Origin of the sequence: Bacteroides sp. AM54-2NS (assembly GCF_003602935.1) — a bacterium.
Lineage (GTDB): Bacteria > Bacteroidota > Bacteroidia > Bacteroidales > Bacteroidaceae > Bacteroides > Bacteroides xylanisolvens.
In genome coordinates, this window is record NZ_QTMZ01000019.1 from 57,151 (window position 1) to 81,037 (window position 23,887).

Below are 23,887 nucleotides of genomic sequence, written 5' to 3' on the forward strand. Positions count from 1 at the left end.
TTTCTTATAAACACACTTAAAACGAAAATAATCATGAGACTCATTTATAATGACGCATTAAACAAACGGATTGCTCCGTACCTGGAAAGGTTAACGAAAAAGAGAACCAGTTTAGACAAAGAGACAATGACACTGTTGGATGTATTTATGCAATACTTCAACATGGATACCCGGTATGGCACATACAGCGATAAACTAGAGCCTTGCATCATACATATTATTCAGGAAGAGAAAATAAAGAGTGTTGCCAATCTTTTCGACGGAAAGTTGAACAAAGTGCTCCGTTATCTATTGGGAGACGAATATGCCAACCTGTTCCACACCTATCTGAAGCTCAAAGCACGGTGTCCGTACACTCATGGATATTCGCGCCGGTCACAGCGGTCGGCGAATCCTCTTCTGCATTTCAGTCACATTATAGATGCGCTGACGGAATTTCTAAAACTACGTGCCACCGGATTCAGCGAACAAGCCATACTGAACGGAGGAAACACTCCGGAAGAAATAGAAACATACAAGGATGCGATGAACTGTCAAAACTGGATGGCCGCCCAAATAGCAGAAGGCAACCAAACTGTCATTGAATACCTCAACAACGTATTGACCAGCGAGAATAATACCAACCGCCTCAACCAGGGACATCTCCAGGCTATCGCCGTGAGCGGTTACCGCCCGTTGCTGGAACTGGAAGGGAAGTTACTGCTGGCAGCCAAACTGCAGGAAGGTCTCCGTCAGGCTATCGTGGAAACGATGGACGAAGGATGCCCCGAAAGTTATCTCCATCTGTTCTCGGTGATCTGCGACAACGGCCTACAACGATTTGCCTCCGTGAAACGCGGCATTGCAGTCTGTACGGGTATCGGAGAACAAGACAGCAGCGAGCGTATCACCAACAAATATGTGGAACTGATCCGCCGTTTTCTGAACGACCGGGAACAAGCACGCAAAGCCCTTCAAAGCAAAGATACGGTCGAACTTTATCTGGCTCTATGGAGTATCGGATTCTATAATACGGAAGAAATCCAGGCACTTGTTCCGGGAATAATTAAAGACGGTGCCAAATATCAGGTGCAGACCTTACTTTACTTTTTACGCTGTACGCAATACTCCGGCATGAACCACCGTATCAGTAAAGATGCTTTTGAAAAATGGTATAACGAACCGTCGGTAGTGGCAGCTATCCTGCCACTGTATCTGTCCGGACTCTATCTTAGCCGGTACGGAGGACATAAGGACGCCCCGTCGCTCCATGATTATTTTGATAGCAAAGAAGAAGCGATCCGCCATTATGACTATCTGAAGAACGTCTATCAGTCCATCTCTGCTAAAGAGATTTATTCTCCATACGTATTCCCATGGGAAAGTGCAGAGCTCACCCGTTCGGAAATCGTTCTCAAGATGGCGTATATCACCTGGATGACCAACGATTCTGCATTGAAAGACGATCTTTGCACCTGTCTGCCCTCTTTGGATACCTATATGCGGGCAGGCTATATCGGCGTCGTATTAAATCCCCCGACCAGCCATTTACAGGAAGAATATGTGCTGCAATCACTGGGCGACCGTTCGCAGGACGTTCGTGACGAAGCCTACAAAGTCTTGTCCGAGATGACTTTGTCGCCCAAACAGAATCAGAAAGTAGAAGAGTTGCTGCGCTTCAAATATAGTGAGATGCGTATCAACGCCATCAATCTATTGATGAAACAGCCGAAAGAACAATTGTCCGGCAGTATCCGCCGCTTACTAACAGACAAGGTGGCCGAACGCCGCCTGGCCGGATTGGATATGATGAAGACTATTCACAACGTAGAATTTCTGCAAGATACCTATCAGGAACTAATCCCCACCGTCAAAGAAATTCAGAAACCGAACGCGAAAGAAAAAGTGTTGATAGAATCTCTGATCGGCGACGGAACGGAAAAGAACACCGCACAGCACTATACCAAAGATAACGGCTTCGGTCTGTACGACCCGGCTCTTGAAGTCAATCTGCCGGAGATTGCCCAAGATAAAGGATTCAACGTGAAAAAAGCATTCGAATTCATTTGCTTCGGAAGGGCTAAACTTGTATTTAAAAAACTAAGCAAATACATCGAAATCTATAAGAATGAAGAGTTCAAGAATGGGTACGGAGAAGCACGCCTGGTAGGCAACAGTGTCCTGATAAACTGGAGTAACTACGGAGGATTGAGCGGACTCGGTTTCCCGGAACTGTGGAAGGCCTTCTACGAAGAAGAAATCGGAAGCTATGACAAATTACTGATGATGAGTTTCATGCTTGCATCGACAGGCGCACCTAAAGACGATGACGACTACGATGAAGAGGATGAAGAAGACATCAAGGCAGACCAGAAATCAAGCAACACTTTCGAGCCGCTTGTCAACCGGATGTATGCCGGCATCACTTACCGCGGATTGCAGAAAGAGCTCCGCAAGATGCCGTACTACGAACAGATGAGTGATATTATCGAAGCATTGTCATACGAGTACAAAGACGAAGCAGTCTACCAACGATTGGCTGTCAATATGCTGCTCCAACTGTTGCCTTTGCTGAATACTAAAAACATTTTCCGCCAGTACACCAACAAGCATGCATGGCTTCGGGACAAACTGGAATATGGAGAAAAAGAGATTGTTTATCCGATACATAACAACAAGTTCGTGAATTTCTGGCTTGAAATGCCTCAAAAGCCCATGAGTGATGATCTGTTTATCCGCTACTTCACGGTGCGCTACCAACTTTACAAGCTCACCAACTACATGGAACACACACCCGAACTGGAAGAAACAGACTCTTACCTTCATGCCACAGACTTCGCCCGTGCATGGATGCTCGGAATCATCCCGACAGAAGAAGTATACCGCGAAATGATGGGACGCATCAGTTCGCCCGCCCAGATCAAGGCAATCACCACGGTATTGAACGACAACGTTCGTTTCAATAAGGAAAAAGAAAGATACGCCGACATCAAAAACATCGATTTCTCTCTCTTCCGTTCTCTTGCACAGAAGATAGTAGACCGGATTCTTGAAATCGAACTGAAACGGGGAGACTCCGAGACACAAGTCACCAGCCTTGCAGAGGAATTAAGTTATATTTATGGAGCGGACACATTTATCCGCATTCTGCAAGCATTCGGCAAAGATACGTTCATACGCGACAGCTACAACTGGGGCAGCACCAAACGAGGTGTATTGAGCAGCTTGCTCCATGCTTGCCATCCCCTGCCGACAGATACCAGCGAAAATCTGAAGAAACTGGCGAAGCAAGCCGAAATCAGTGACGAACGACTGGTAGAAGCCGCCATGTTCGCTCCGCAATGGATTGAACTGACCGAAAAGGCAATAGGCTGGAAAGGACTGACAAGTGCTGCCTATTATTTCCACGCCCATACCAATGAAACATGTGACGACAAGAAAAAAGCAATCATCGCCCGCTACACCCCTATCGACGTGGAAGACTTGCGGGAAGGTGCTTTTGATATCGACTGGTTCAGGGATGCATTTAAGACAATTGGCAAACGACGCTTCGAAGTGGTCTACAATGCCGCTAAATATATATCATGCAGCAATAGCCATACCCGTGCCCGCAAGTTTGCCGATGCCACCAACGGCGCGGTGAAAGCGGCAGATGTAAAGAAAGAAATAGTTGCCAAACGCAACAAAGACTTATTGATGAGCTACGGCCTCATCCCATTGGGACGGAAACCGGACAAAGAACTGCTGGATCGTTATCAATACCTGCAAAAGTTCCTGAAAGAGAGTAAGGAATTCGGTGCTCAAAGGCAGGAAAGCGAAAAGAAAGCGGTAAACATCGCCCTGCAAAACCTAGCACGCAACTCCGGCTACGGAGACGTTACCCGTCTGACCTGGAGCATGGAAACGGAACTAATCAAAGAACTTCTCCCCTACCTGTCTCCCAAAGAGACAGACGGTGTAGAAGTGTACGTGCAAATCAACGAGGAAGGCAAATCGGAGATTAAACAAATCAAAGACGGCAAAGAGCTCAACAGTATGCCTGCCAAACTGAAAAAGCATCCGTATATAGAAGAACTGAAAGCGGTACACAAAAAGCTGAAAGACCAGTATACCCGCTCCCGCGTGATGCTGGAACAGGCGATGGAAGACTGTACCCGTTTTGAAGAAAGCGAATTGCGCAAGTTGATGCAGAACCCTGTCATCTGGCCATTGTTGAGACATCTTGTCTTTATCTGTAACGGACAGACGGGCTTCTACACCGACGGATTGCTGGTGACTGTGAATGCCGTTTGCCTACCGTTAAAACCGAAAGACGAGTTACGCATCGCCCATCCCACAGACTTGTACGCAAGCGGTGACTGGCACGCCTATCAGAAATTCCTGTTCGACAAAGCAATCCGCCAGCCTTTCAAACAGGTGTTCCGTGAGCTCTATGTTCCGACTCCGGAAGAAGTGGAAGCCACTCAATCCCGCCGTTATGCCGGTAATCAGATCCAACCGCAGAAAACGGTTGCCGTACTGAAGGGCCGTCGCTGGGTAGCCGACTACGAAGACGGTCTCCAAAAGATCTATTACAAAGAGAACATCATCGCCACCATCTATGCGCTGGCAGACTGGTTCTCTCCTGCCGACATCGAAGCTCCGACATTAGAATATGTTTGCTTCCACAACCGCAAGGACTACAAGCTGATGAAAATCTCGGAGATTCCTCCTGTCATCTTCTCGGAAGTGATGAGGGACGTAGACTTGGCAGTAAGTGTAGCCCATGCCGGAAGCGTCGATCCGGAAACCAGCCACTCTACCATCGAGATGCGCAGCATGTTAGTGGAACTGACAATGCCGTTATTCCATTTCAAGAACGTGAAGATAAAAGGAAGTTTCGCTCACATCGAAGGCAAGCTGGGTAAGTACAATATCCATCTGGGCAGCGGCGTGATCCATCAGGAAGGCGGCACGCAGATTGCCGTTCTTCCGGTACATTCGCAAAATCGCGGACGCCTGTTCCTGCCTTTTGTAGATGAAGATCCGAAGACAGCCGAGATATTGACTAAGATTATCTTCTTTGCAGAAGACGATAAGATAAAAGACCCAAGCATCCTGAACCAAATCAAATAGAAAAGAGATGGCAGAGAATTTAATCATCGGCACAGGAAATAAGGAAGAGAAATACCGGGAGTTACTTCCGCAACTGCACGCTTTAATAAGTACGGAAACGGATCTCATAGCCAATCTTGCCAACGTTGCAGCAGCGCTCAAACAAACTTTCGGTTTCTTTTGGGTAGGCTTTTACCTTGTGAAAGAGGATGAACTCGTACTGGGTCCGTTTCAGGGTCCCATTGCCTGCACCCGCATCCGCCTCGGCAAAGGGGTTTGCGGCACAGCTTGGAAAGAGGCCCGGACACTGATTGTACCTGACGTAGAACAGTTTCCCGGACACATTGCTTGTAGTTCGGACTCGAAATCAGAAATAGTAGTACCGATCCTCCAACAGAGTGAAGTCATTGGAGTGCTGGATATTGACAGTAATGAACTGGATAGTTTCGACACCATCGACGCACGCTATCTGGAAGAGATTTGTACGTATATTGGATAAGTTGACAACCATGCAAACGTCCTGAAAAAACAGAGGCTCTGATTGAGTGAATCAGAGCCTCTGTTTACTATAAATAGAGCTCTGTTCGGATCAAACAGAGGCTCTATTTTTTTACCAGTCCATATCTTCTATTTCTCGTTCCCGGTACAGCAGAAGTTGTTTGCGAAGCGAACTCATTTCGCGTCTCATATCTTCCATCTTTTCCAGTAAATGATGAATGGCATCGATCCCTTCCATATTGATGGATAAGTCGTAGTACATTCTGCTGTAACGCTCCACGTTCGGGAGTTCCGACAAAAGCAGATAATGTTCGCCGCCTTCGGTATGTACGTTAATCAAACCGCCCTCTTCCAACAAGTCGATGAATGAAGGCTCAATATGACATTTGTGACAGTATTCACTGACAATAATTAATTCGGTCTGCATAGTGCTCATTCATTTTAGTTCATACTCTGTAATTGACGGAACAACTCTTTCTGTTTGTCGGTCAAGTTCGTAGGAATCTTGACGGAATAGGTCACAATCAAGTCACCGAATTGTCCTTCCTTCTTATAAACCGGGAATCCTTTACCTTTCAGGCGGACTTTCGTACCGTTCTGCGTTTCCGGTTTTATCTTCAGTTTCACTTTACCGTCCAGCGTGTCGATCACTTTCTCACCTCCCAATACAGCAGAGTAAAGGTCTACTTCCACATCTACGTACAGGTCGTCGCCCAGGCGTTTGAACACCGGGTCTTCAGCTATCACAAACGTAATGTACAAGTCGCCCGCAGGTCCTCCGTTGACACCTTCGGCTCCGTAGCCCTTCAGTTTGATTACCTGTCCGTCGGCGACACCGGCAGGGATGGTGATACGCACTTGTTTACCATTTACGGTCAATATCTGCTTATGCGTTTGAGCAGCATCACGAAGGGAAAGATGAAGTTCGGCATTAAAGTCCTGTCCGCGGAATCCCGCAGAGCCTTGTCCTCTTCCTCCCCGATGTCCGAACATGGATTCGAAGAAATCTGAAAATCCACTGGCATTGCCACCGGAAAATCCCTCTCCATCGGAACTATACCAATAACTTCCGTTACCGTCGGAGAAACCTTGACCTGCACCGCCGAATCCGCCGAAACCTCCCGCACCGCCATAGCCTCCGGCTTGTTGCTGTGCACGTTTCTGCGCTTCGAATTCATCGGCATGTTTCCAATGTTCTCCGTACTCGTCATACTTTTTACGTTTCTCTGGATCACTTAGTACTTCATTGGCTTCATTGATTTCCTGAAACTTATCCTTTGCACTCGGGTCATTAGGATTCAAGTCAGGATGATACTTTCGGGCCAACTTACGAAAAGCCTTTTTGATATCATTCTGCGAAGCACTTTTGTCTACTCCAAGAATCTTGTAATAATCTATATAGCCATGTTTTATGAATTTAATCGTTCATACATCATACGGCAAATAACACGCCAATCCCGCTTTTGGATGCAAGATTTAACAAGGATTAATACCTAATACTTAATACTTGATATTCCTCTTTTCCAGCATCCGGAAGTCTTGCTTCTTCATACCCAAATCATCCAGCGGACGGGGTTCGTTGTGATCGTTCAGATAAACTCTCGGTTTTAGGATGTAGTGCGGAGCCGTTACAGATTGCGAATCATCCCGGTAAGGAGTTTCTATTCCGGCTAAAGACAACATGGTCGGGAAGAAAGAGCTGCTGGAAGAAATATTCTTATCCTTATTATCCACAGCATTTTTCCAATGTTCGGGATAGGTCTCAAGGTAGTTGTCGGACATCCAGATGAGGAACGGCACGTGAAGTTGATAATAAGAAGGTACGGGAGAAGCGTGGAGGAACAGATGGCGGGAATCGTCGAAAATATCCTCACCATGATCGGAAGTGTAGAGCATAGCGGCATCTATCTGCTGTTTTTCCAGCATGTGGATAAGGCGTGACAAGAAACCGTCCGTGTAACGGATGGAGTTGTCATAGGCATTGACCAGGTTATCCCGGTATTTTCTTTCTGCTTCCATCGGATAATCGGGCGTAAAGAAAGCACTTTCCGACGGGTAACGTTCGCGGTAATTAAAGTGAGAACCGTAGGTGTGGAGCACGATAAATTGTTTCGTCGCACCTTTAGCCAGTTCCTGCTCCACCAATTTCAGAAGTTCGTCGTCAGAAGGATTATAGGAGGAACTGACAGAATCTTCTTTTATAAAATCGTACGTATCGGCTTCCATTCCGAAGAAGTCAATAAACGAATGGTTGTAACGTTGGTTGGAGAAAAAGGCTGTCCGGAAACCTGCCTCTTTAAAGGCAGTGATGATTCCTTTCTGATGATAGATAGAATCGTAGTTGCAGGCGGTAGCGTCCGACATCAACATGGGGACACTTTTATGTGTCGTATTCGACTCTGTCAGTACTTTCGGGAAAGCAATCAGACCCGGTTGCCGGGATAAAAGAGGGTTTGTTTCACGTTCGTAACCATACAGTTGCCAGTTCAGGGCACGGGAGGTTTCTCCTACGACCATTACGTATACTTCCCTTTTCTCTTTCGGATGCGTAGGCAGGGCATGGAAAGTAAAGTCCTTCGAAGTACGGTGATAATTCTGCGTCAAGGCGGTTCGTTGGAAGGCAAGACCTACGTTGTAGCATACGTTCAGCGGATATAAATCGGACTTCAACTCATATCCCGGGTCCTGCATATATGCTCCGGCAAGACTAAGGAGGGAAATCCCAAAGACTATGGAGGCTCTCTTCCGTTCTCTGCGGATAAATTCTGCCGTAAGTTTCCGCTTACGTATAATTGAAATGGTCCCTAATATCAGGGCAGGTACGTAGAGTATGATGACAGCAATAATGGCAGGTGTGAGATTATCAAGCAATTCGAGGGCTTCACTCGAATTGGTAGTCACCAGGTTCAGAAACATATCGACAGCGATAATGGACTGGCCGAACAAATAAAGCAATACAATCTGAAAGGCTCCGAAAAACAGGAACAGGAATAAAATCCAAAGCATCTTGCCACAGTTTCTCGACAAAGTCATCAACAGATAATAGCAGCCGAAAGGCAAAAGCACATTACACACCTTTGCCATCAACGGTAAAGGCTCTGTCAAACAGAGCACAAGGTTGGGTACTATCAAGATGAAGAGGAACAGATAAAACAAATGTTCCTGATTCTCTAACCAATTCTTTATATTCTTAAAAAGCTTCATTGATATTAAAAATAAATCCGGTCTGGTGTTTGCCAAACCCTAAATCCAAACGTACATTTACTCTCTTCTTAAACTCCCAACGATAACCGAAACCATAATTAGGCAGAATATGTTTCGGAGTAAACTCGGAGAGTCGTGGAAAAATCGTTCCCGCTCCTGCCCATACAGCCACTCCATTCCGCTTCCAGACGTGTTGCCGGAGTTCTATTTGCGCATCCATTGCTCCTTTGTCCCGATAGCGTCCTTCGTAATATCCGCGCATGGAGTAAGAGCTTCCCAGCGTTGCCATCAATCCCCACGGGGTATCGCCATAGGTAAGCAATGTGTGGAATTGTCCTGCCAGCACTCCGCCTTTCCATACGGGCTGATAATAGCTGGTAGTCAGTTCGGTGCTGCTAAACGCATATTTATTGCCGAGAAAAGCCGGGCTGAATCGCTGGTCTATCCGCAAGTAATAGCCGTGAGACGCATTTGTCAGGAAATCACGTGAATCGTAAAGGAGGGAAAGTCCCAGGCTGATATTGGTGGTCCGTGCCGCCATCCCTTCCCATAGTTCCGGTTTATCAAAGTCCCGCCCGTCAATATAATCGAATATGGCCATCGGGCCGATGTAGAAGTTCTTTGCCAGCCGGAACATAAAATCGACTTTCACCTGTGCTTGAAAACGTTTATAGTCGCTTTCATTATCAGAGTTGGCTCCATTGTCATATCCTCGTCCCCAATACAGGCTGGGGAAAGAATAGAAATAGAGATTGTAATTCAAGCGGTATTTGTCTTGCGGAAACAGATGGTTCCCACGGATTCCCAACAGGTAGAAGCCGACCGTCGACACATCTCCGTAAAGAGAGACATTGGAGGGAGGAAGAAGTGAATCGTTCCGATCGGTGCGATATAGTCCGGCTGCCACCAGTCCGAGCCCGAACTTGGTATCACTGGAATAGTGGGGACCGCCTATCACACTGAAATCAAACTTTTTATTCTTTTTTTCCTTATTGGCGTCATTGAAGTAATCAAGAAACTTTTTAAAGAAGCTGCGCTTTGCCGGAACGGAATCTTCCATGGTTACAGATATAGAATCCTCCGGCAGTTCAATTTTAGTAGAATGCAGCTGTGCGCCCAACGGGGTTTGTGTCAACAACAAAAGCGCGAATATGATTAGCCTGTTCTGTCTAGTATTCATAATCATAAGAAGTAGAAAACTTTGCGGACAAAGTTAGTTTCAAACTTCTTATTACAACAGAGTTTCAAAGGCTTTTGTTGTCCTGAATTTCCTTTTTAACGTTTCAAAAGTCCTATAAACTCGTCAACATCTTCTTCTGTCGTATCAAAAGAAGTTACCAAACGGATTTCATCCTTCTCTTCGTTCCAGAAATAAAAGAAATAAGACTCCAGCATCCGGTCGATAACCGGGCGGGGCAGGATGAGGAATAGTTGGTTACTCTCGGCTTTTTGAGTAAAAGTGACTTCGGGCAGTTTCTCTAATTCCGCACGAAGTTTGGCAGCCATCGCATTGGCGTGGCTGGCATTCTTCAGCCAAAGGTCGTCAGTAAGGTATGCCGTAAACTGGCAAGAGAGGTAACGCATCTTCGAAGCGAGCTGGGCGGATTGCTTACGGATGAAACGGGCTTCCGATTGCAGGTCTTTATTAAATACAATCACGCACTCTCCCATCATCAGTCCGTTCTTCGTTCCGCCGAAACTAAGAATATCGACTCCGCAATCCACCGTCAGTTCTTTAAGGGAAAGATTCAGGGCGGCACAGGCATTGGCTATTCTGGCTCCGTCCATGTGTACATACATACCATTCAGATGGGCAAAGTCAGTCAGGCGTTTCAACTCTTCGGGAGTGTAGATGGTGCCAAGTTCGGTACATTGGGAGATGTAGAGAGCTCTAGGTTGCGAATGGTGCTGGTCGCCGAAACCGTGCAGGTAAGGTTGCATCAATTTCGGGGTAAGTTTACCGTCGGGAGTAGCAATCGGGCGAATCTGACAACCTGTCATTTTCACAGGAGAGCCACACTCATCGACATAGATATGAGCAGTTTCCGCACAAAAGATAGAATGATACGGGCGAGTCATCAGTTGCAATGCTACCACATTGCTGCCTGTTCCGTTGAAAACAAACAAAGGGACACAGTTCGGGGTGAAGGTTTCTTTGATCTTCGCTACGGCTTCTTCTGTCCATTTGTCATCGCCATATCCTAAAGAATGGTCTATATTGGCCCGGTTCAAGGCTTCCATTACCAACGGATGCACACCGGAATTATTGTCAGAGGCAAAACTTCTCATTGTTTCTTACATTTTAATTCGTGGTGCAAAGTAACAGAATTATTTCTGGAAATCAATTGAAAGGAAGATACATTAAAAGGAAAAAGGATAAAAACGAGAATCTCCGAGGACTGACCGGGCTGTCATCCCTCCGGAGATTCTGCTGTTTTCGTTAAAGTGCCAAATTCTTTTAGCCAATATAAACATTCACACAGAGATATACATAGAGTTCTTCATCACACTGATCGAACTCAATCTTGTTCTCTCTTGACAACCACCCTAAAGCGGCACCCAGCTCTTTATCTTTCAACCCGGATTTTCTCTTCAGAAGTCCGTAGCTCCACTTTTCGTTATTGCTAAGCAGTTGCCAAACCTTACCGGCATTTACACCGATTTCATTTCTATTCATTTTTCTAGAGTAATTAAGAGGTTTAATACATTAGGTTAAGATTTCGCCTATAAAGATAACAAAAGGATATTGCATTTGTTTATACGTCTTTACTAAAAAGTTGTTACAGAATTATTTTTAACATAAAAGCGGTGATGTGTCCCGACACAAAGGCGTTATTAGCATATGTTAAATTAGAACTTTTCCTTGCAGACATCTGTTATTACATAAAAATCAATCCTAAACCAATTACAGCTATGGCAAAAAAAATAGCAGAACAACTGATAGATACTTTGGTTAAATCCGGAGTTGAACGTATTTACGCCGTAACAGGCGACAGTCTGAATGAGGTAAACGAAGCAGTCAGAAAAAACGATCAAATAAAATGGATACATGTGCGCCATGAAGAGACAGGAGCGTATGCCGCTGCTGCAGAAGCACAACTGACCGGCCATCCGGGATGCTGCGCGGGAAGTAGCGGACCGGGACACGTTCATCTTATCAACGGTTTGTATGACGCGCACCGTTCCGGGGCACCGGTAATCGCCATCGCTTCTACGATTCCTACCGGAGAATTCGGTACGGAGTATTTTCAGGAGACGAATACAATCAAACTTTTTAACGATTGCAGTTATTATAATGAAGTAGCCACTACTCCCAAGCAATTTCCACGTATGCTCCAATCGGCCATACAAACGGCTGTCACCCGTAAAGGGGTGTCCGTCATCGGGCTACCGGGAGACTTGGCAAAGGCTTCTGCCGTCACTGTCGACTCGTCGGTCCGGAACTATCCTGCCCCACCGGAGGTTTGCCCGTCGGAAGAAGATTTGGCTCAATTGGCCGACTTGCTAAACAAACATACACGTATCACTCTTTTCTGCGGCATCGGTTGCCGGGGAGCTCACGAGGAAGTGATCGCGCTTTCCGAGAAGCTGAATGCTCCGGTGGTATATACTTTCAAAGGAAAGATGGAGGTGCAATATGAGAATCCGTATGAAGTGGGTATGACGGGATTGTTGGGAATGCCTCGGGATATTACAGTATGCATGAAGCTGAAGTACTTCTCATGCTCGGCACTGACTTTCCGTATTCTGCTTTCCTGCCGGATGACATCAAGATAGCCCAGATTGATATAAAGCCCGAACGTCTGGGACGTCGTGCAAAGGTGGATATCGGACTTTGCGGAGACGTCAAACTTAGCATCCAGTCTTTATTGCGTATGCTGAATCCGAAAACGGATGATTCTTTCTTACTGAAACAACTCAAAAGATACGAGGGAGTAAAGAAGGATTTGGCCGCTTACACAGAAGATAAAGGGGACGTAAATAAGATTCATCCCGAATATGTGATGTCTGAAATAGACAAACTAAGTTCGGACGATGCTGTGTTTACGGTAGATACGGGAATGACTTGTGTATGGGGAGCACGTTATCTGCAAGCAACGGGCAAACGGCACATGCTGGGTTCCTTCAATCATGGTTCGATGGCAAATGCGTTGCCGCAAGCTATCGGTGCCGCGTTGGCTTATCCGGATCGTCAGGTGGTTGCGCTTTGCGGAGATGGCGGATTATCGATGACTTTAGGAGACTTGGAAACCGTTGTACAATATAAGTTGCCGATTAAAATCATCGTATTCAACAACCGTTCATTGGGAATGGTGAAGTTGGAAATGGAAGTAGACGGACTGCCGGACTGGCAAACGAACATGTTGAATCCTGACTTCGCCCAAGTGGCCGAAGCAATGGGAATGACCGGGTTTAATGTCAGTGATCCGGAAGAAGTGTTGACTACTTTATTGAATGCATTCGAGTTGGATGGTCCGGTACTTGTTAATATCATGACCGATCCGAACGCACTGGCCATGCCTCCCAAAATAGAATTCGGGCAAATGGTGGGCTTTGCGCAGTCAATGTATAAGCTGTTAATCAACGGCCGTTCACAAGAAGTGATTGATACGATCAATTCTAACTTTAAACATATACGGGAGGTATTTTAAGTTATTCTATTTTTAATATTTTCATTATCTCTCTCAAAGTATGACTTGCTATTATTGTCTATTACAATAAGGTAAGTCATACCTTTTTATAGTCTATCTTGAGGTGATAATCATTTTATTTTCTTATGTTTGTAATCATCAAAAAGTAAAAACACATGGAAAAGACCGACTCTTCGCCTTTATCCCGACAAGCACTGTACGCTGATAAAAAACAATGGAATCAATTCCTTTCTGTTTTTTTATTGGCAGTGGGCGTTGGTTTTACAGTGGCAGGCATTATCTTCTTTTTTGCCTACAACTGGGATGAATTACCTAAATTTGCAAAGTTAGGAATAGTAGAGGTGTTATTAATAGCTTCTGTCCTGCTCGTTACATTCACCCGTTGGAATAGCTCGTCAAACAGATTCTTCTGACCGGCGCTACGTTCCTGATAGGTACGCTTTTCGCTGTCTTCGGACAAATCTACCAAACGGGAGCCGATGCTTACGATCTTTTTCTGGGATGGACTCTTTTCACCATTCTCTGGGCGGTTGCTACCCGTTTCGCTCCGTTGTGGCTGACGTTCATCGGATTACTTTGCACTACGATATGGTTGTACAATATACAGATAGCTAATACCAACTCTTGGGAAATGACTTTGTTGGCCAATGCAGTAACCTGGATATGCGCCTTGGCAACGATCATCACGGAATGGATGAGCACAAAAGGTCATTTGGACAGAAACAATCGTTGGTTTGTCAGTCTTCTTTCACTGGCTACTATTCTACACACCAGTTTTCTGTTAATGATGGCAATCTGCGAAGAGAGCGCCATATTGTCTGTTCCCCTCATAAGCACTGTCCTTCTATTTTCTGCGGAACTTTGGTATGGATGGAAAGTAAAAAGCTTGTTCTATCTGGCTATCATTCCATTTGCCGCATTAATGATTCTATTGACTACATTCATATCACAAAGCAATCTTAGGGATGTTCAGATATTCTTCTACGGAGGAGTTATTGTCATCACCGGAACAACTTTGCTCATTTACATCATTCTTCATTTAAAAAAGCAATGGTATGGCACAGAAGCATAACCTCACTATTCAAGTCGTATCCATTATCGGAGGAATCCTGACGGCTATTTTCTTTTTGGGATTTCTGGCACTTGCCAGAATCCTCCGCTCCGATATTTCTTGCCTGATTGCCGGAAGTATATTAATTCTCACTACGCTAACAATCAGCCGCATGGTGGTCCGGTCTTTTCTGGATGCAATGAACATCACTTTATACATAGCCGGATGTGTATTGATTGGCTTCGGTATAAATGCCAGCATTAATCTCCTCTTCATTACACTTATGGGAATCAGTATTCTCACATTCTTATTATCAAGAGGATTTATTCTCCCCTTTCTTTCAGTCATTCTGTTTAATATATCTTTTTTCGGAGAAGCTGCCCATGTCTTTTCTTCATTTTATCCCTTGCAAATAGCCGTAGTCCCTATTCTTGGAGTGTTTCTATTTACCAACATCTTTGAAAACAAGTTGTTTGAGTGTATAGGAACAGAGAATTACCTTTCCAAATACAAACCATTTCATTTCGGATTATTCGTATCCGGTATCGTCTCACTGGGAGGATTATCAATCAATTACATGATATCAGAAACAAATAGTTGGCTTGTGTCCTGCATACTGTCTGTTTGTATATGGTTCGGAATTCTTATCATGGTTCAACGAATCATGCAGGTCATGAAAGTGGATCATCCGGTGAATCAGGTTGGTATCTACATTCTTTGCATTGTTATCTGTCTGCCCACCGTGTTTGCTCCTTATTTATCCGGTAGTTTGTTACTGATTTTAATATGTTTCCATTATGGTTACAAAGCGGAGTGTGCTGCCTCGCTTCTTCTTTTTATCTATGCCGTTTCCAAATACTATTATGATCTGAATTTAAGCCTGCTCACCAAATCCATGACACTTTTCTTCATCGGAATTGCATGTATTACAGCCTGGTATTTCTTCACTCAAAAAAGAACAAGACATGAAAAAGTATAGCCGAATATTGATTATTGCAAACCTGATACTGCTACTGGGATATTTCAACTGGTCGGTTTATAAAAAAGAGCAAACTTTGAAAGACGGACAGTTGATTTTGTTACAGCTAGCTCCCGTCGATCCCCGCTCTCTTATGCAAGGAGACTATATGAGGCTTAGCTACAAAGAAGCTTCATCAGATCTGCTAGACCAACAAACTGCCATACGCGGTTATGCCATACTTCAAATTGACAGTAATCAAGTAGGAAAAATAGTGCGGCTGCAAAACGCTTTAGAGCCTGTAAACGACAATGAGCTAGTCATCAAATATAAAATAGTACGTCACCGGATCTTCCTCGGTGCCGAGTCTTTCTTCTTTGAAGAGGGACAAGATACTCTTTATCAAAAAGCCGTATATGGCGGGCTGAAAGTGGATGGTAAAGGCCAAAGCCTGCTCGTAGGACTGTATGACGAGAACTTCCATTATATTCAATCCGATAAATAAATAATAATGAAAAAGCCCGTACTTTCGCAAGCCCGGGCTTTCTATATTCTCAAAACATCTCCTTAATCTATAGGGAAATAAGGGACTAGCAAATTGGTTTCTAGTGCAAATAAGGAGATGTTATGAAATAAAAAAAAGGGATACCTGTGGGAAATAAGGGAGGTATCCCTTTCTATAAGAAGAACAGAATTGGAAGGATTGACTTTCACAAGCCAAATCCTTCACTCTGTTTCTTCTCGGCGTATTCTTCACACAAGGTGAAGAAGGGTTTTATTATTCTGAATTTGGAGTAGTTTCAACTGTAATACAATCCTTTGCTTATATAAAGCATTAAGAGGTTTGAAGCAACTCTCCAATTTTTCTTCTTATTCTGCCGGAATAGTTACTGTAATTGTATTCTTTCCTTCATAATTCTTAATTGTACCCCACTTAGATGTAGCTTTTACTTCTACAGTATAAGTTACAGCTTCGTAGAAATGGTGAGATTTACCTTCTGCTGTAAAGGTCACCTTTCCTGTAGCATCATCAAGAGACAGATAAGTTGACGCAGCTGCTTCTTTGAATTCAAAAACAGGAGCTGCCAGACCATAGATATCAAGAGGATTAGTAACTGAATTTGCAAATCCATTGCTTCCTGTTCCTGCTACCACAGCACCATCCTTCCACATAGTCTTACCTGCCAAATCATTCCAAGCAAAACCTGTTGAAACATTATATTCTACAGACTTATCAGATAAAGAAAGAGTCGTTGCAGTCGGAGCAACCCAAGTTCCACTAATATCTTTCACTTCAACAATACCTTCAATCGTATCCTCAACTTTACCATTATAGCTAGCTTTAATAGTAAACTTAACTACAGCAGGTACAGTCTTACCACCAACAGTCATCTTACCAGTATAGAGATCTTTATCAAACGTAAACTTAGCCTCGTTTTCATCATAGCTAACGCCAGCAATGCTATTTTCCGTAATGTTAGTAGTAATTACGAAAGTACCACCTTTAGCCAAAACAGCAGCTTTAACAGCATCAAAGTTGGAGAATATAGTAGCAAGCTTAAATTCGGAAGTAATAGCAGTAGCCGCTGTCTCAGAATCTTTTGTCGGAGTAAAGCCTGTACGAGTTTGATCTGAAGACCACATTTCCGACACTCTAGCCAATTTAGCCAAAGTGATAGGCTTAATCTTAACTGGAACATTTACAACAAGCGTATAGCCATCTCCTTCGAACTTAGCTGTTGCGGTATAATCACCAGCAGCTGTATTTTTAGGAATGATTAAAGTCAAGGCATTATTTGCACCATTTTCTAAGCGTATACCTATTGTAGGAAGAAGTTCAACCAAACTCAAACTTTCATAAGCTGATGGGCGGATATTCACAGCCGGATCGTTATAAATGTCAGCAACATTTAGAACTACTCTCTCCTCTGCAGCAACTGCTGTTTCATTAGTCCAGTCACGTTCTACCAAAGCATACGCATGTGTAAGTTCATCAATAGTACGTGTTACTTTTACAGTTCCTAACTTTTTAGGATTATCAGAACTAGTTTCCAAATAGAAACCTGGAGCCGTTACTTTAGCCATAACATTAGCAGTTTTATCCAAAGAAGCAATCAGACCGGATGTTTTTAGACTAACGCTACCTGCAGTAGAAACTTCAAATAGATTTGCATCTGTTCCAGTCAAGCTATAAGTCGTCGCAAAGATATTCTCTACATTCAGTTCTTCTAATGTTTTTGTAAATGCTGTGCTTCCACTTGCAGTTGTTGTATATGAAACCGTCAAAGTTCCAACTCCTGAATAATCAACCGGTTGGGGAGCATCATAGATAATCTCGCCTGCTTTCTCTGTTGCTACCTCATAATAAGCAGTCTTCAGATAATAACTAGACTGTATCACTGCGATATAATCAGAATTAACATTTGTCGGAGTCAATCCTTCTTTACCTTCCGCATCTTTTGTACTTACAATATTCAAAGATATCGCATGGCTCTTTTCGCTTGAAGTTGTTAATGATACTGTAAGAACACCAGCTTCACAGTTCTTCACTTCTACGGCAAACGGTTCAGCAGCACGAGTCCAGTTACGTTCTTCAGCATTTAACTTGATTTCGTAGTTTTTATTGAAATCCTCCAATGTCATAGCAGCAGAAGCCGGAGAAATACGGAATTGCAATTCTTTTGCATCTGCACTCTTCGCTGCAACAACATAAGAAGATGAGGTTGAAGTTTTCTTAGCATACAAAGTATAGAAATCTACGCTACGATCTATGCTTGTAGGAATATATACTACACTCTGAATCATACCTTTAATAGCAACACCCAGTTTTGCAAGGTCATCTTCTAACGTATCTATACGGCTATTTACAGTCGTCAGTTCTGCTGAAACAATCGCCTTGACTTTTTCACTGAATTCTGCGCTTGCATAAAGACCGGAAAGAGTCGTTTTAAGAGATTTCACCTCTGCAATAACGGCTTCTACACTCTCGAAACCATTTTCTACCGCTTTATCTTCCAATGCTGTTTGATAGTCTTCCAGCGCAGTCAGTTTAGCAAGGATACCAGTTTTATCAGCATTAATAGCAGCATACAATTCTTTAATAACATCTGCTACAGTTGCATCCTCTCCGGCAAGAGCAGCAACTTCCTTCATACTGCCAAAGTCTGCAAGAACCTTTGTTTGAATAGCATCATTTATTGCAGCGGCAATCTCCCCATCTTCTCCCAAAGCTGTGGCAATTTCATCACTGATAAGTCCTGACAGTTTTGCAGATTCAACGTAGTTCTTCAGCTCTTCTTTTGTAGCGAAATTGACTTTTAAACCATCCAATTCCTCTTTAAGGGCTTCCAGCTTTACAATTCTTGCTGTCAAACCATCAATATCAGACTTTTGAAGTTTCTTCAGTGCTTCTAAATCATTCTTAGCTGTTGCCAAGTCTTTTGTCAGCTGGTCGACCGTTGCCTTATCAGCAGTCTTTGACAATTTGTCCTCCAAATCAGTAATTTTCAGACCCAAATCTTTAATTTGAGAATCCTTATTCTCCAATTTTGTCTTTAAATCAGCCAACTGACTTTCCAAAGCACTTTTAGCCACATTAATGGCAGTTTGCATGTCTCCCACGCTTACAGGATTGTTTGACTTGATCTGGTCAATTTGTTCCTGTACACTTTTTATGTCATCATCATAGTCCTTACAACCTACATAGGTGACAGTAGAAAGCGCCAACGCCCCGAAGAACATCACTTTTACAAATTTTCTTTTCATAACTACTTAAAAATTACATTAATAATATATTATTAAACACTAAGTTTCAATAATAGCACAACCCGTTACTCTGTAGGTAACAGAGAAACCTTTGTGCCTGCTCTTCTGGAGTAGTCGATACTGAAAAATGATACCAAATGTGATGAAATTTTTTTACCCCTGCTTCTGAAAGGCAGTAGAGGGGAAGGAAATCTTTTGCAAAATTTAGAAGTTAACAAAGCCCTAATACAAAGAATCCGCGTGTTTTATTTGTCCTAGTTCTACTTTTGAATGCTTTATTAGAAAAAATGTGTGATTTCGTTTGGTTGTTTTAAGAAATATGCTCATATTTGCACCGATATTCATTCCCGTTACCTACAGAGTAACAGAATAATTTTCAAGCACTTACACCTGTCACTGAACGCTTTACAAAATCGAGAACTTGCTTATTTGCTTCATCAATTTTCTTATTCCTGAAAGGCTTCAGATAAGTTTCAGTGACGGTGATAGACGAATGTCCCATCGCTTCGGAAATAATACCCGGATGGATTTCACAATAATAAGCCGTCGTAGCCCAGGTATGACGGGCAGTGTATGAACTAAGTTTATCTCCCAATCCGAGCAATTCACCCAATAACATCAGCTGTTGGTTAAAACTACGTAATGCAAGCTGATATTCGCGATAGGCTTCTTTAGTTCCTTCCCGACTTCTCAACAATGGAAATAAATAAGGAGAAGAAGAATCACGATTCATGTATTTCTTTACCAAAGCCATTGCTTCCGGAGTCAATGTCACCGACAATGGTCGCCCGGTTTTACGTCTGCGATACGTTATTACATTACCGCGCAAATCACTCTTACGCAAATAAGCAAGATCGACAAACGGCATACCACGAAGCGAAAACATCAGGATGAATAGCTCCTGCGCCTGATATACCGCTAATGGTACACCCGATGCACGAGATAATTTAGTAAACACCTTCTTCATATCGTCATCACCCAACGCACGTTTATGGTCAGCCCGCGTTCCGGTATAAACAGAACGAAATAAATGAGGAACATAAGGAGCCTTCTGAAGATCGACCGCACGATTGTAAACCGCACGAAAGGTCCGTAAATAGGTGGAAACGGTGTTCCAACTACATCCACGACTGCGAAGATATACTTCGAACCCTTTCAACCACTCCGAAGTCACTTCACTAAAAACAAAATCATTTTTCCCACGATAAGCAATGATGGCATTCAGACTACTACGATAGACATGTGCAGTCCCAAAGTTTCCCTCCATCTGTAACCCAGTGGCTACCTGCTTCATAAATGCTAGTACTTTCAACATCTCATAATTTATTAATAATTTAGACGATAAATATACGAGTATTATCCCATCAATGGAAATACCCCGCATGAACAAACAAAGGAAATAGCTAAGATGTTCCAAAGACAAAAGAGCACGAAAAGCCCGGACTTTCACAAGCCCGGGCTTTCTATACTCTCAAAACATCTCCTTAATCTATAGGGAAATAAGGGACTAGCAAATTGGTTCTAGTGCAAATAAGAAGATGTAATGAGACAAAAAAAAAGGGATACCTGTGGGAAATAAGGGAGGTATCCCTTCCAAGAGACAAACATTTGAGAAAACATACTTTCACAAGCATAATTTTCAGTCTATCTCTTAGCATATTTCTTTTTAAAGGATTTATTATCCTATATTACAACTTGTAAAGAGAAGGCATCTTAAGTCTAAGAAGAATTAGGATGCCCTCAATTACAAATCCTTTAATCCTGATTACTTATTTACTTTTACGTAGATTGATACAGATTTAGTTCTGCCCCACTTATCAAGAATATTAACATTTACTTTACAAGTAGGAGGAGTTAGGATTACGGCACCCTCCTTCTTAGATATAACAACTTTCTTTGGATCATCAGTAAGATTACCATCGTTCTTCGCCAAATAAGTTGTAGCGTCATCATCTGCTAATACAACTGAAACAGACTCTATTCTGTTATCGCTGAATTCATAGGAATTACCACGAGCATCTATTCTCTTGAAATCTTTAGCTGATATTTCTACAGTATTTCCTTCGATTATGAACGGATTTGCTTCTGTTCCTATAATTTTCTTATCTACTTCTTTGGTATATTCGAAAGTACCTTCAAAGATTTCTGATAGTATTGTCAAATTGAATCTATCAGTAATAGCTTTCAAACGAGAATTTCCGAATGGTGCATAAGACACAGTAATATAACGACCAGTATAAGCACCACCCCAATTTTCATCAGTTGCTGGCTTAGAAACATAAGGGAAAACTTTAATTTTTGAATTCTTTGTTGGTTGTGGGAGAGTCTCATCCAACCATGCAGGAGCAAACTGCTTTTTACCACTTACCACTCTAGAAGGTTTCTCTTCAGTGAATGTAATAGTATTCTGTTTATCCGCTGATATAGAACCTTCTTTATATAGGGTGTAAAGATCGAAGCCAATCTTTGTATCAGCAGTAGCAGCAAGAACTGCAGTAGTCGGTACTGTACCATAAGCCTTGGCATTATCACCATCAAAGTAAGCAGTTGCACGTTTAAATGTGAACAATTTATCATTCTGCTGATCTACAGTAATCTTGAATGTAGTTTCATACAAAAAGTCATTACCCAAACCTGCTTGGGAATCCTTATTTTTGAATTTAACTGTAGCAGTATGAGATACGGCAGCCACATTTTCTTCGTCAAATGTAGCTTGGATTACAAATTTAGTAATTTTAGCTATATCAGCTTCACTTGTTCCTGATACAGGCTTTCCGTCTTTATCCAGACCTACCAATTTTAACTGAATACTACCATCCATATAAGACTGAACCACCTTTCCATTGATCATTGCCTTATCATCAGTATAAGCAATAGTCGCAACTATTGGGTCTGACAGTTTAATTTGTCCTTTAATCTCATCTACTGAAGGACCTACTATTTCAGAAGTAGCTGTCTTATTGCTAGCATCTACGACCCAAGTCATATCTTTGATTTCAGCTTTCTTAGACACATAAGTAAACGTCAATTCAACTTCAGGATCTTGAGTACTTCCATCAACAAGAAGACAGTGAATCTTAACTTTCACCTGACCCTCCTTATTTGCTAGAATTGTATTCTTCTCTTTATCAAATTTTGCATCAGCTTTTTTAGCTTCTTCATCAGTTACCTCATAATAATAAGCTACCACCTTATCCAATTCACTACCAAACAATTCATCCAAATTATAGGTAGTTTGGTAAGGCATAGGTTCAGGAGCAGTAAAATTAACATCCGGTATATTTTGGCTGCTAGCCTTAATTTTCACACCATACTGGGAAATGATTTCATTACCCCATGCATCTTTTGTTGTAAGCGCATAAGCAGTTTCAGCACTTTCCAAAGCTGTCAATTCGTCCTTAGTCAATCCGTCTACAAACTTCAGAGTCAAATCGTATACACCTTTATTTGCTGTAGGCTCTTTTTCCGGATCCGCTGCACGAGTCAAAGCATCTATACTAAAATTATCTGCTATATTTGCAACAGCAAAATTAGTATTACCCTTAGAGTCCGTCAAGCCTATTTCATAAGCTTGAATATCTGCTGCTTTCAAGTTTACAGGATTAATCAATGCATGAATCTTGCTGCCACCTCTAGCAACAAGCAAATCCCCTTTCTTCTTGAAAGTTTTGTTTCCATTAAACACAATATCTTTGCCAGCTATGCTATAATATAAAAGTAGTTTCAGCCTCTGTAGAACCAACATCAACAGAACCATCGCCTTTTATACCAAGCACACTCATACTAGTGATACGAGCCGATTTCGGCATAGAAACCGTTTCCCATTCTTTAGTCTCCTTATTGAAAATATTCAATATCCAAACCAATGGATTACTAGCATCAGCAGCTACATAAATATCAGTAGCAGCTTTAATTTTTGTCTCTACAGGTTTTTTAGTTTCAGCATCCCAAACCATCCAGAATCCATTTTCTGAAATTTGAGGTGCATATCCGTCTTCTCCTTTACCACCCGGAGATCCTGCAGCGCCCGGTTTGCCATCAGCACCTTTCTTTCCTTCTGCACAAATACCAAGATCATTATCATTGACAATCCAGTTCTTTGTTACCGGATCAATCTTAATAGTCGTTGGTGTAGCATCCTTACCGCTTGTAATAGAATAACTTTTATTATCATTAAAAGTTATCTTAAATCCATCGGTAATTTGTTCAACATTGGTAATCCATTTACCTTCTTTCACAAAATTCTGCAACTCGGCTATACTAGCTTTGTTTGCGTCAATCTGTGTTTGCAGATTGTCGATGTCATCATCGTAGTCTTTACAGCCTACATAGGTGACAGTAGAAAGTGCCAGCGCCCCGAAGAACATCACTTTTACAAATTTTCTTTTCATAACTACTTAAAAATTACATTAATAATATATTATTAAACACTAAGTTTCAATAATAGACTGCCCGTTACTTTGTAGGTAACGGAGAAACCTTTGCGCCTGCTCTTCGGGAGTAGTCAATACTGAAAAATAATACGATATGCAATGAAACTTTTTTACCCCTGCTTCTGAAAGGCAGTAGAGGGAAGGAGATCTTTTGCAAAAATTTAGAAGTTAACAAAGCCCTAATACAAAGAATCCGCGTGTTTTATTTGGTTAATTCCTGTTTTGAGTAGTTTATTAGAAAAAATGTATGATT

The 23,887-nt window shown here is 42.6% G+C and carries 14 protein-coding genes and 3 pseudogenes; 7 read left to right on the forward strand and 10 right to left on the reverse strand.

The features are described 5' to 3' along the window. Positions 1–33: 33 nt before the first annotated feature. A complete protein-coding gene (locus DXA05_RS13410; protein ID WP_128859256.1) occupies positions 34–5,094 on the forward strand; it encodes a DUF4132 domain-containing protein in 5,061 nt (1,686 codons plus the stop codon). A 7-nt stretch (positions 5,095–5,101) separates the two neighbouring features. After that, on the forward strand, positions 5,102–5,572 hold the full coding sequence (locus DXA05_RS13415; protein WP_044130181.1) for a GAF domain-containing protein: 471 nt from the start codon (positions 5,102–5,104) through the stop codon (positions 5,570–5,572). 111 nt (positions 5,573–5,683) lie between these two features. Here the strand turns inward: DXA05_RS13415 and DXA05_RS13420 are convergent, their stop codons facing one another. The 6 genes from DXA05_RS13420 to DXA05_RS13445 form a co-directional block, all read right to left on the reverse strand. Continuing rightward, on the reverse strand, positions 5,684–5,998 hold the full coding sequence (locus DXA05_RS13420; RefSeq protein ID WP_008025905.1) for a chaperone modulator CbpM: 315 nt from the start codon (positions 5,996–5,998) through the stop codon (positions 5,684–5,686). Between the two features lie 14 nt (positions 5,999–6,012). Then, on the reverse strand, positions 6,013–6,984 hold the full coding sequence (locus tag DXA05_RS13425) for a J domain-containing protein (RefSeq protein ID WP_128859257.1): 972 nt from the start codon (positions 6,982–6,984) through the stop codon (positions 6,013–6,015). Between the two features lie 87 nt (positions 6,985–7,071). Next, the gene (locus tag DXA05_RS13430) at positions 7,072–8,775 is read right to left on the reverse strand and encodes a phosphoethanolamine transferase (protein ID WP_055235592.1); all 1,704 of its coding nucleotides are present in this window, start codon (positions 8,773–8,775) and stop codon (positions 7,072–7,074) included. Further along, positions 8,762–9,961: a BamA/TamA family outer membrane protein gene (locus DXA05_RS13435; RefSeq protein WP_044129982.1), complete on the reverse strand. Its 1,200-nt coding sequence runs from the start codon at positions 9,959–9,961 to the stop codon at positions 8,762–8,764. Before DXA05_RS13435 ends, DXA05_RS13430 begins: the two co-directional genes overlap by 14 nt. An 89-nt stretch (positions 9,962–10,050) precedes the next feature. Continuing rightward, positions 10,051–11,064 (reverse strand): low specificity L-threonine aldolase, encoded by a 1,014-nt coding sequence (locus DXA05_RS13440; RefSeq protein ID WP_055235593.1) that lies wholly within the window; start codon positions 11,062–11,064, stop codon positions 10,051–10,053. A gap of 169 nt (positions 11,065–11,233) precedes the next feature. After that, positions 11,234–11,452, reverse strand: coding sequence for a winged helix-turn-helix domain-containing protein (locus tag DXA05_RS13445; RefSeq protein WP_004313999.1), 219 nt, complete (start codon positions 11,450–11,452; stop codon positions 11,234–11,236). 236 nt (positions 11,453–11,688) lie between these two features. Between DXA05_RS13445 and DXA05_RS28375 the strand changes: the two are divergent. From DXA05_RS28375 to DXA05_RS13465, 5 genes and pseudogenes are all read left to right on the forward strand, one after another. Then, positions 11,689–11,979: pseudogene (locus tag DXA05_RS28375) on the forward strand (thiamine pyrophosphate-binding protein); the annotation flags it as partial. Positions 11,980–11,991: 12 nt separating this feature from the next. Beyond that, positions 11,992–13,427, forward strand: a pseudogene (locus DXA05_RS28380) (thiamine pyrophosphate-dependent enzyme). Positions 13,428–13,582: 155 nt separating this feature from the next. Then, positions 13,583–14,499, forward strand: a pseudogene (locus DXA05_RS28385) (DUF2157 domain-containing protein). Next, positions 14,483–15,457, forward strand: coding sequence for a DUF4401 domain-containing protein (locus DXA05_RS13460; protein WP_128859258.1), 975 nt, complete (start codon positions 14,483–14,485; stop codon positions 15,455–15,457). The pseudogene DXA05_RS28385 and the gene DXA05_RS13460 overlap by 17 nt, the downstream one beginning before the upstream one ends. After that, complete coding sequence (locus DXA05_RS13465) at positions 15,444–15,941, forward strand: GDYXXLXY domain-containing protein (RefSeq protein ID WP_004307158.1); 498 nt, start codon at positions 15,444–15,446, stop codon at positions 15,939–15,941. The genes DXA05_RS13460 and DXA05_RS13465 overlap by 14 nt, the downstream gene beginning before the upstream one ends. 365 nt (positions 15,942–16,306) lie before the next feature. Here DXA05_RS13465 and DXA05_RS13470 read toward each other — a convergent pair whose 3' ends face one another. The 4 genes from DXA05_RS13470 to DXA05_RS27595 all read right to left on the reverse strand — a co-directional run bounded on the left by DXA05_RS13470 (position 16,307) and on the right by DXA05_RS27595 (position 23,592). Beyond that, on the reverse strand, positions 16,307–19,201 hold the full coding sequence (locus DXA05_RS13470) for a MepB protein (RefSeq protein ID WP_128859259.1): 2,895 nt from the start codon (positions 19,199–19,201) through the stop codon (positions 16,307–16,309). Positions 19,202–19,577: 376 nt separating this feature from the next. Further along, on the reverse strand, positions 19,578–20,516 hold the full coding sequence (locus DXA05_RS13475) for a site-specific integrase (protein WP_004311770.1): 939 nt from the start codon (positions 20,514–20,516) through the stop codon (positions 19,578–19,580). 450 nt (positions 20,517–20,966) lie between these two features. After that, positions 20,967–22,958 carry a hypothetical protein gene (locus DXA05_RS13480; RefSeq protein ID WP_284515547.1) on the reverse strand — a complete coding sequence of 664 codons (1,992 nt, stop codon included), beginning with the start codon at positions 22,956–22,958 and terminating at the stop codon, positions 20,967–20,969. Next, positions 22,906–23,592 (reverse strand): PL29 family lyase N-terminal domain-containing protein, encoded by a 687-nt coding sequence (locus DXA05_RS27595; RefSeq protein ID WP_284515548.1) that lies wholly within the window; start codon positions 23,590–23,592, stop codon positions 22,906–22,908. The genes DXA05_RS13480 and DXA05_RS27595 overlap by 53 nt, the downstream gene beginning before the upstream one ends. Positions 23,593–23,887 lie beyond the last annotated feature (295 nt).

Coding starts and splice junctions, on each gene's coding strand:
- DXA05_RS13410 (WP_128859256.1), top strand. CDS start 34: ATGAGACTCATTTATAATGACGCATTAAACAAACGGATTGCTCCGTAC.
- DXA05_RS13480 (WP_284515547.1), bottom strand. CDS start 22,958: ATGGTTCTGTTGATGTTGGTTCTACAGAGGCTGAAACTACTTTTATAT.
- DXA05_RS13440 (WP_055235593.1), bottom strand. CDS start 11,064: ATGAGAAGTTTTGCCTCTGACAATAATTCCGGTGTGCATCCGTTGGTA.
- DXA05_RS27595 (WP_284515548.1), bottom strand. CDS start 23,592: ATGAAAAGAAAATTTGTAAAAGTGATGTTCTTCGGGGCGCTGGCACTT.
- DXA05_RS13430 (WP_055235592.1), bottom strand. CDS start 8,775: ATGAAGCTTTTTAAGAATATAAAGAATTGGTTAGAGAATCAGGAACAT.
- DXA05_RS13445 (WP_004313999.1), bottom strand. CDS start 11,452: ATGAATAGAAATGAAATCGGTGTAAATGCCGGTAAGGTTTGGCAACTG.
- DXA05_RS13435 (WP_044129982.1), bottom strand. CDS start 9,961: ATGATTATGAATACTAGACAGAACAGGCTAATCATATTCGCGCTTTTG.
- DXA05_RS13470 (WP_128859259.1), bottom strand. CDS start 19,201: ATGAAAAGAAAATTTGTAAAAGTGATGTTCTTCGGGGCGTTGGCGCTT.
- DXA05_RS13475 (WP_004311770.1), bottom strand. CDS start 20,516: ATGTTGAAAGTACTAGCATTTATGAAGCAGGTAGCCACTGGGTTACAG.
- DXA05_RS13420 (WP_008025905.1), bottom strand. CDS start 5,998: ATGCAGACCGAATTAATTATTGTCAGTGAATACTGTCACAAATGTCAT.
- DXA05_RS13415 (WP_044130181.1), top strand. CDS start 5,102: ATGGCAGAGAATTTAATCATCGGCACAGGAAATAAGGAAGAGAAATAC.
- DXA05_RS13465 (WP_004307158.1), top strand. CDS start 15,444: ATGAAAAAGTATAGCCGAATATTGATTATTGCAAACCTGATACTGCTA.
- DXA05_RS13460 (WP_128859258.1), top strand. CDS start 14,483: ATGGCACAGAAGCATAACCTCACTATTCAAGTCGTATCCATTATCGGA.